The organism is Streptomyces sp. 8L (assembly GCF_020176795.1).
Lineage (GTDB): Bacteria > Actinomycetota > Actinomycetes > Streptomycetales > Streptomycetaceae > Streptomyces.
This window is the reverse complement of record NZ_JAIUKE010000512.1, coordinates 1-7,947: the sequence shown is the minus strand read 5'-3', so window position 1 is coordinate 7,947 and position 7,947 is coordinate 1. Positions and strand designations below refer to the sequence as shown.

7 protein-coding genes are annotated in these 7,947 nt (G+C 74.7%); 4 read left to right on the top strand and 3 right to left on the bottom strand.

Features of this window, described 5'->3' with window-relative positions:
- The 4 genes from LCE31_RS32815 to LCE31_RS41005 form a co-directional block, all read left to right on the top strand.
- On the top strand, nucleotides 1–408 hold a 408-nt coding region (locus LCE31_RS32815; protein ID WP_374118625.1), incomplete at its 5' end, for an oligopeptide/dipeptide ABC transporter ATP-binding protein.
- The gene (locus tag LCE31_RS32810; RefSeq protein ID WP_225020948.1) at nucleotides 405–1,442 is read left to right on the top strand and encodes an ABC transporter ATP-binding protein; all 1,038 of its coding nucleotides are present in this window, start codon (nucleotides 405–407) and stop codon (nucleotides 1,440–1,442) included. The genes LCE31_RS32815 and LCE31_RS32810, both read left to right, overlap by 4 nt.
- Nucleotides 1,439–2,689, top strand: coding sequence for an amidohydrolase (locus LCE31_RS32805; RefSeq protein WP_225020946.1), 1,251 nt, complete (start codon nucleotides 1,439–1,441; stop codon nucleotides 2,687–2,689). Before LCE31_RS32810 ends, LCE31_RS32805 begins: the two co-directional genes overlap by 4 nt.
- Nucleotides 2,686–4,689 carry a S9 family peptidase gene (locus LCE31_RS41005; RefSeq protein WP_225020944.1) on the top strand — a complete coding sequence of 668 codons (2,004 nt, stop codon included), beginning with the start codon at nucleotides 2,686–2,688 and terminating at the stop codon, nucleotides 4,687–4,689. Before LCE31_RS32805 ends, LCE31_RS41005 begins: the two co-directional genes overlap by 4 nt.
- Here LCE31_RS41005 and LCE31_RS32795 read toward each other — a convergent pair.
- From LCE31_RS32795 to LCE31_RS32785, 3 genes are all read right to left on the bottom strand, one after another.
- Nucleotides 4,674–5,237: a GNAT family N-acetyltransferase gene (locus LCE31_RS32795; RefSeq protein ID WP_225020942.1), complete on the bottom strand. Its 564-nt coding sequence runs from the start codon at nucleotides 5,235–5,237 to the stop codon at nucleotides 4,674–4,676. The two genes, LCE31_RS41005 and LCE31_RS32795, sit on opposite strands and share 16 nt — an antisense overlap.
- A 229-nt stretch (nucleotides 5,238–5,466) precedes the next feature.
- The gene (locus tag LCE31_RS32790) at nucleotides 5,467–7,137 is read right to left on the bottom strand and encodes an MDR family MFS transporter (RefSeq protein WP_374118624.1); all 1,671 of its coding nucleotides are present in this window, start codon (nucleotides 7,135–7,137) and stop codon (nucleotides 5,467–5,469) included.
- Nucleotides 7,134–7,697: a MarR family winged helix-turn-helix transcriptional regulator gene (locus tag LCE31_RS32785; protein WP_225020940.1), complete on the bottom strand. Its 564-nt coding sequence runs from the start codon at nucleotides 7,695–7,697 to the stop codon at nucleotides 7,134–7,136. Before LCE31_RS32785 ends, LCE31_RS32790 begins: the two co-directional genes overlap by 4 nt.
- Nucleotides 7,698–7,947 lie beyond the last annotated feature (250 nt).

Sequence of the window (7,947 nt, the reverse complement as noted above, 5' to 3'; positions counted from 1 at the left end):
CTCCCCCCTGCCTGGGGGGTGGGGGCCGTGCGGGGGGCGGGGGGGGGGGTGTGTCCGGGGGGGGGGGGGGGGGGGGGGGGGCGGGGGGGGGGGGGCCCCCCGCCCCCCCACCACCCCTACACCGGGGCCCTGCTGGCGTCCGTTCCCGACCCGGACACACCGCACACCGGCGAACTGCCCACCATCCCGGGCCGGGTGCCGCCGCTCGGCGAGCGCTCCGGGGGCTGCGCGTTCCGCGACCGCTGCCCGAAGGCCGAGGACCGGTGCGCCGAACGCCCGCCGCTCGCCGAGGTCACACCGGGCGGCTCGGCGGCGGCCTGCTGGTTCCCGGACCACACGGACGCCGTACGCCCAGGGGGCCCGGCCGTGGAAGATCCCGCGGGCCCGGACGAGGAGAGCACGTCATGACGGAGCGACCCGCCGAAACCGCCCGCGCCGGGCACCCGGCCGCGCCCGCTGAGCCGCTCGTGCGGGCGGCGGGGCTCACCAAGCGCTACACCGTCCGCACCCGCGCGGGGCGCAGGGCGCTGACCGCCGTGGACCGCGTCGACCTCACCGTCGGCGCGGGCCGCATCGTCGCCGTCGTCGGCGAGTCCGGCTGCGGCAAGTCCACCACCGGGCGGCTGCTGCTCGCACTGGAGCGGCCGAGCGAGGGCACCGTCACGGTGGGCGGCCGGGACGTGAACCGGCTCGGCACCAGGGAACTCAGGCTGCTGCGCCGGGACATCCAGCCCGTGTTCCAGGACCCGTACGACTCGCTCAACGGCCGGATGACCGTCGCGCGCATCCTCTCCGAGCCGGCCAGGGTGCACGGCATCACGCAGGGCGGCCCCGGCGGGGCGCGCACCGTCGCGGAACTGCTCGACCTGGTGGGTCTCGGCTCCGCGTACGCCGAGCGCCACCCGCACGAACTCTCGGGCGGCCAGCGGCAGCGCGTCGCGATCGCCCGCGCGCTGGCGCTCGATCCGACGTTCGTGGTGTGCGACGAGGCGGTGTCCGCACTCGACGTGTCCGTGCAGGCGCAGGTGATCAACCTGCTCAGCCGGCTCCAGCGGGAGCTCGGCCTCGCCTACCTGTTCATCAGCCACGACCTCGCGCTGGTGCGCTACCTCGCCCACGAGACGGCCGTCATGTATCTGGGGCGCGTCGTCGAACAGGGGCCCACGGAAACGCTGTTCGCCGATCCGCGGCACCCGTACACGCAGCTGCTGCTGGCCGCCGTGCCCCGGGCGCGGGCACGTCGCGAGGACCGGCGGCGCGCCGTCGCCGCCGCAGGTGACCTGCCGAGCCCGCTGGAGCGGCCCACGGGGTGTGTCTTCCAGGCGCGCTGCCCGCTCGCGACCGACCGGTGCAGGACCGAGGAACCCGCGCTGCGGGCGGTCGGCGCCGGGGGCCGGGGCGCCGCCTGCCACTACGCGGAGACGGCGGAGGCGGTGGCATGAGCGGTACGCCGGGCACCGCAGGCGCGCACTCCGGCACCGGGTCCCCCGCCGGGCCGCTCGCGCTCGCCGCCCGCGCCCGTACCGAGGAGCTGCGGGGCGAACTCCTCGCGATCAGCCACGCGTTGCACGCAGAACCCGAGCTGCGGTTCGAGGAGCACGCGGCGGCGGGCCGGCTGCGCGCCGCGCTCGCCGCCCACGGCTTCGCCGTCGAGGCGGGCGTCGGCGGCCTGCCCACCGCCTTCCGCGCCACGTACGACACCCCAGGCGGGCGCGGGGGCCCCACGCTCGCCGTGTTCTGCGAGTACGACGCGCTGCCCGGCCTCGGCCACGGCTGCGGGCACAACGTCATCGCGGCGGCCGGTGTCGGCGCGGCCCTGGCGACGGCCGGGCTCCTCGCGGAAGCGGGCGCCGCAGGGCGGCTCCTGGTGATCGGCAGCCCGGGGGAGGAAGGCGGCGGCGGGAAGACGCGGCTGATCGAGGCGGGCGTCCTCGACGGCGTCGACGCGGCCGTCATGACGCACGCCGCCGGGTACGACGCGGTGTCCCGCACCAACCTCGGGCGGCTCTCCCTCGAAGCGGTGTTCACCGGCCGCGCCTCGCACGCCTCCGCCGCCCCCGAGGGCGGCAGGAACGCGCTGGACGCCGCCACGCTGCTCCTCGTCGCGATCGGGCTGCTGCGCCAGCAGATCACCCCGGACGCCCGCATCCACGCGAGGGTCGCGGAGGGCGGGCAGTCCATCAACATCATTCCGGAGCGCTCGCGCGTCGAGCTGTTCGTACGCGCCCTGGACAGCGGCTATCTGCGCGGCCGGCTGCTGGAGGCCGTACGGGACTGCGTACGGGGCGCCGCGATCGCCACGGGAACCTCGTACGAGTTCGGCGAGGTGGCACCGGCGTACGACCCGGTGCTGGCGAACCCGGTCCTCGCCGCCCTCGCCGCGGACGCGTTCGCCGCGCTCGGCCGGCCGGTCCCGCCCGGCAGCGGCTGGGCGGGTGCCGCCGGCTCGACCGACATGGGCAACGTCAGCCAACTCCTTCCCGCACTGCACCCCTACGTCTGCGCCGTGCCCCGGGCCGCCCTGCACACACGGGAGTTCGCGGCGGGGGCGGCCGGCTCCGACGCGGACGCGGCGGTCCTGGACGGCGCCGCGATGCTCGCGTCCGTACTCACCGCGCTGTTCACCGACCCCGGCCGGCTGGACCGCGCGAAAGCGGAGTTCCTCGCGGCCACCGGGAGGACCGCGTGACCGCCCCCGCGGCAGGCCGCCGCGTCGTCCCGGGCGACCTGGCCGCCCTCGCCCTCACCGGCGCGCCGGACGTGGCGCCCGACGGCACCTGGGCGGTCGCGGCGGTCCAGCGGATCGACGCGGCCTTCACCCGGTACCGCGGCGGGCTCTGGCGCTTCGGGGCCGCGCAGGAGGCGGACCGCGCCGCGCCGCCGTGCCCGCTGACCGACGAGGGCCCCTGGTCGGACACCGCGCCCGCGCTCTCGCCCGACGGCGGCCGGGTCGCGTTCACCAGCGACCGGGACGGCTCGTCCCGGCTGTGGCTCGTACCGGCGCGGGGCGGGCGGCCCGCCCTGCTGGACGGCGCGCCGGAGGGGCGCCCCGCCGAGTACGTCTGGCTGGACGCCGAGCGGCTGCTCGTACGGTACGCACGGCGTCCGGACGGTACTTCGGGGCCCGCGCCCGTGGTGGTGGACTGGCTGCGCTACAAGAGCGACGGCGCCCCGGGCCCCGTCGAACCGCTCGACACCCTGTGGGTCCTGCGGCCCGGGCCCACGGGCACCCTCACCGAGGCCCGGCCGGTCCACGACGGAGGCACGGAGTGCCGGCTCGGGAGCCTGGCGCCGGACGGCAGGGGCGGCGTGTTCTACACGGCGCACCCGCGCCACAGCGACGCCCCGCACCCCGGCGGCGAGGTACGGCGGCTCGACCTGGCGAGCGGTGCGGACGTGCCGGTGTGGCGCTGCGCCTCGGAGGTGCGCGCGCTCGCGGTGACCGCGTCGGGCCGCCCGGTCGCACTGGCCAGCGGCGTAGCGGGGCACAGCGTGGAGCCGCCCCGCGTGTGGTGGGCGGACGAGGGCCGCCGGGCGTTTCCCGCACAGGACCTGGAGTGCGAGCGCGCGCTGCTCGCCGACGCGCGGGCGCTCGGCGCGCCCCGCCTGCTGGCCACGGCGGGGGAGCGGATCGTGTTCGCCGCGACGGTCGAGGGCGAGGTCGCCCTGTACGAGGGCGGGCCCGGGGACGCGGCGGCGCTCCGCGTCAGCCCGCGGGGCCGCTCGCTCGCCGACTTCGCGGTCGCGGCGGACGGCACCACCGCGATGTGCCTGGAGTCGGCGGTGGAGCCCGTCGAGCTGTATCTGGCGGGCCGCCGCGTCTCGTCGTTCAACACAGCCTGGGCGCGTGAGGCGGCGCCGGTGGCGCCCGAGGACGCCACCGCCACCTCGGCCGACGGGCTCGCCGTGCGCGGACTGCTCTACCGCTCGCCGCACGCCCGTGCGGGCGCGGGGCGCGGCGATGTCGTGCTGCGGGTGCACGGCGGCCCGCACATGACCTACGGGAACGCCTTCGACATCGAGACGCAGTGCCTGCTGGCGGCGGGCTTCCACGTCCTGCTGCCGGGGGTGCGCGGCGGCGCGGGCCTGGGCACTGCGTTCCGCGCGCTCAGCGTCGGCAGCTGGGGACGCGGCGACCTCGACGACCTGACGGCCTTCGCGGACCTGGCCGTCGACACCGGCCTCGCCGCCCCCGACCGGCTCTACCTCACCGGCGGCAGCTACGGCGGCTACCTCACCAACTGGGCCCTGACCCGGACGGACCGCTTCCGGGCCGCCGTCTCGGAGCGGTCGGTCGCGAACCTGGTGTCGAAGTACGGCACCTCGGACAACGGCTTCACCACCAACCGCCACGAGTTCGGCGGCGCCGACCTCTACGACGCGGACGGCGCGGCCCTGCTCTGGGAACGCTCACCGCTCGCGCACGCCGCCACCGTCACGACCCCGTTGCTGCTGATCCACGGCGAGAGCGACCAGCGCTGCCCGATCGAGCAGTCGGAGCAGTTCTACGCGGCCCTGCGCCGCCGGGGCCATGAGGCAGTCCTCGCCCGCTACCCGGGCGGGTCCCACGGCTTCGCGACCACGGGCCGCCCGGACCACCGGCTGCACCGGCTGCGCCTGATCCTCGACTGGCTCCGCGAGCACGCGGCGGGTCCTGGGCGCACCGGCCCGTCTCAGCCCGCCGCGTAGCAGTACACGGTCACCACCTGGCCCGCCTCCCACTCCTGTTCGGCCGTGGCCAGCAGGCGCCAGCCGAGCCGCTCGTACAGCGCCCGTGCCGCCGTGTCCGACTCCAGCACGTCCAGCACCGGCTGCCGTCCGTCCGCGCGCGCCGCGCCCACCGCCGCCGCCAGCAGGCGCGCGCCGGCTCCCCGCCCCCGTGCGGCGGGGGAGACGAAGAGCCGGCCGACGACCGCCGTGGCCGACGGGCCGGTGCCCGCCCGCTCGCGCCACAGGCGTGCGGCCAGGTCGTCGGGGGTGGCCCGGGACAGGCCCACATGGCCCACCACCGCCCCGTCCGCCGGGTCGAGAGCCACCCAGGCCGCGTCGAGCGCGGGCGGCGAGAGCCAGCCGGCCGGGTCGGCGGGCCAGTTGAGCGGGTACGAGCTGTGCGCGTGCACGCTCGCGAGCACCTCCGCGCAGGGCCCCACATCGGCGCCCGTCCGTGGCCGTACGAGGAGCGGTGCCGCCTTGGTCGGGCCGTGGGTGCCGGGCCTGCGGGTGTCGTCGTCGCGCATCGGCGTATGCAATCACGTCCCGGGGCCGCGGCACACCCGGGGAGCACGCCCGGGGGCGGGAACGCGGACCGGCCGGGCCCCAGGTGCGGGCCCGGCCGTTCGTTGCGGTGCTGCGGTGCTGCGATGGTGGTGCGGTGCCGCCGTGATCCGGCGCCGCCGTGTCGCGGTGGTGCGGTCGTCCGTGGCCGCGCCGCTGTCGCCCGCGTACCACCGCGTACGAGGAACCGCCCTACGCCGTGGCGGCCGGCTTGTTCTCCTCGTCCTTGGAGAAGGCGCCCGCCGTCGTACGGAGCGGGACCTCCTTGATCATCAGGGACAGGACCAGCGCGACGACCAGCACCACGGCACCGACCAGGAAGGCCACCGAGATGGCGCCGGTGAAGCCGACCTTGAACGGGTGCGCGAGCGTCGGGTCGAGCCTGGAAAGGAACGACGTGTCGTTCAGCGCGCCGGTGTTGGCGTGCGTCAGCATCTTGAGCTGGTCGGGGTGCGCGGCGGCGGCCTTCTGGAAGGCCGGCGTGTGCTGGGCCGAGGTGAACGCGTCGGAGATCTTGCCGACCACGATCGAGTACACGATCGAGAGGAAGACCGCGACACCGACGGTGCCGCCCATCTGCCGGAAGAACGTGGTCGACGAGGTCGCCACACCGATGTCCCGGGGCGGCACCGCGTTCTGCATCGCCAGCACGATCGTCTGCATGTTCAGGCCGAGGCCCGCGCCGACGATGAACATCGCGAAGTCGGTGTAGACGAGACCGCTGTCGGCCTTGATGCGCCACAGCAGCAGCATGCCGATGACCAGCAGCGCGCAGCCGATGATCGGGAAGATCTTGTACTTGCCGGTGCGGGACGTGATCTGGCCGGAGACCAGCGACAGCAGCATGATGCCGAGCACCAGCGGCAGCGTCAGCAGACCGGCCTTGGTGGGCGAGTTGCCCTTGACCAGCTGGAGGTAGAGCGGCAGCAGGGTGATGCCGCCGAACATGCCGATACCGATGATGAACGACTGGGCCGTACCGAGGGAGAACATGCGGAGCCTGAACAGCCTCATCGGCAGCAGCGCGTCCTCGCCCGCCCGGCGCTCGGCCAGCAGGAAGAGCACGATGCCGACGGCGCCGATGATGTACCCGGCCAGGGAGCGGCCGGAGCCCCAGCCCCACTCGCGGCCCTGTTCTGCGACGATCAGCAGCGGAACCAGCGCGATCACCAGGGACACGGCGCCCTGGTAGTCGATCTTGTGGTCGCGGCGGACGTGGTCGAGGTGGAGCACCTTGGCGACGACGACGAGGGCCGCGACGCCGATCGGGACGTTGATCAGGAAGATCCAGCGCCAGCCGTCGATGCCCGCGACCGTGCCCGCACCGGCGAGCGCGCCGCCGATGACCGGGCCCAGCACGCTGGACGTACCGAAGACGGCCATGAAGTAGCCCTGGTACTTGGCACGTTCGCGCGGCGGGATGATGTCGCCGATGATCGCGAGGGCCAGCGAGAACAGGCCACCCGCGCCGATGCCCTGGAAGGCGCGGAACGCGGCGAGCATGTACATCGACGTCGACAGCGTGCACAGCGCCGAGCCGACGACGAACACGGATATCGCGAACATGAAGAACGGCTTGCGCCCGTACTGGTCGGACAGCTTGCCGTACAGCGGCGTCGCGATGGTCGAGGTGATGAGGAAGGCGGTGGTGACCCACGCCTGGGCGGTGAGGCCGTGCAGGCTCTCACCGATCTTGTAGATCGCCGTGGAGACGACGGTCTGGTCCAGGGCGGCCAGGAACATGCCGAGCAGCAGCCCGGACAGGATCACCATGATCTGGCGGTGCGTGTAGCCGGTCGGTCTCGGCTCCTCGGAGCTGCCCGGGCCGACGTTGGCCGACGCGGCGTCGGCGGTGGACGTCATTGCGTTGTTTCCTTTCGGGCCGCCGGACGGACGGGTGTCCAGTCCGTGTCGGCGAGCGTGGTCTTGTAGGTCAGGAAGTCGTCGGCGAAGCGGGAGAGCAGGGCCGCGAGCCGGCCGCGTTCGCTGTCCTCCCAGGAGTGCAGCATCTGCTCGTAGTGCTGGTTCCTGCGATGCTTGCGCGCGTCGACGGCCTCGCGCGCCTTCTCGGTGGCGGTCACGAGGCTGGCGCGGCCGTCGACGGCGTCCGCGTGGCGCTCGAGGAACCCGTCCCGCACGAGCTGGGCGACGTGCCGGCTCACCGTGGACGGATCGGACTGCACGAGTTCCGCCAGCTCCTTGACGCGCAGGGGCCCCTGGGCCACCACCGCGCCCATCAGGAGGAACGTCGACCAGTCGACGTCGTTGCGGGCCTTGTCGAGCATCTGCTGACGGGCTTTGAAGAACAGGTGCATCAGCCGTTCCACCCCTTCGGCCAGCTGCGAGGTGTGGTCGCTGGGGATGCCGTCACCCGGTGGTGCGCACATCGGGTCCGGACCCTGCTGTGGGGGCACGCCGCTCATGCCCTGCCCTCCTATGGCTGTGTCATGCAAGTGCATGCGTCATGCAAGTGCTTGCCTCACACAACCATATCGCGGGATTGGCGTTCATATGACCGCGAGGAGGGGCGTGCGGGGTCACGATCGGGTACGGGATTCCGGAGGACGCCGCTCCGCGCGGGCCGCCCCCCCGAGCCGGGGGGCGCGGAGCCCGCCCAGCTGCGGCAGCCCGCGCCGCTGCGGGAGGGCGGCGACGCGGCACCCAAGGTCCAGG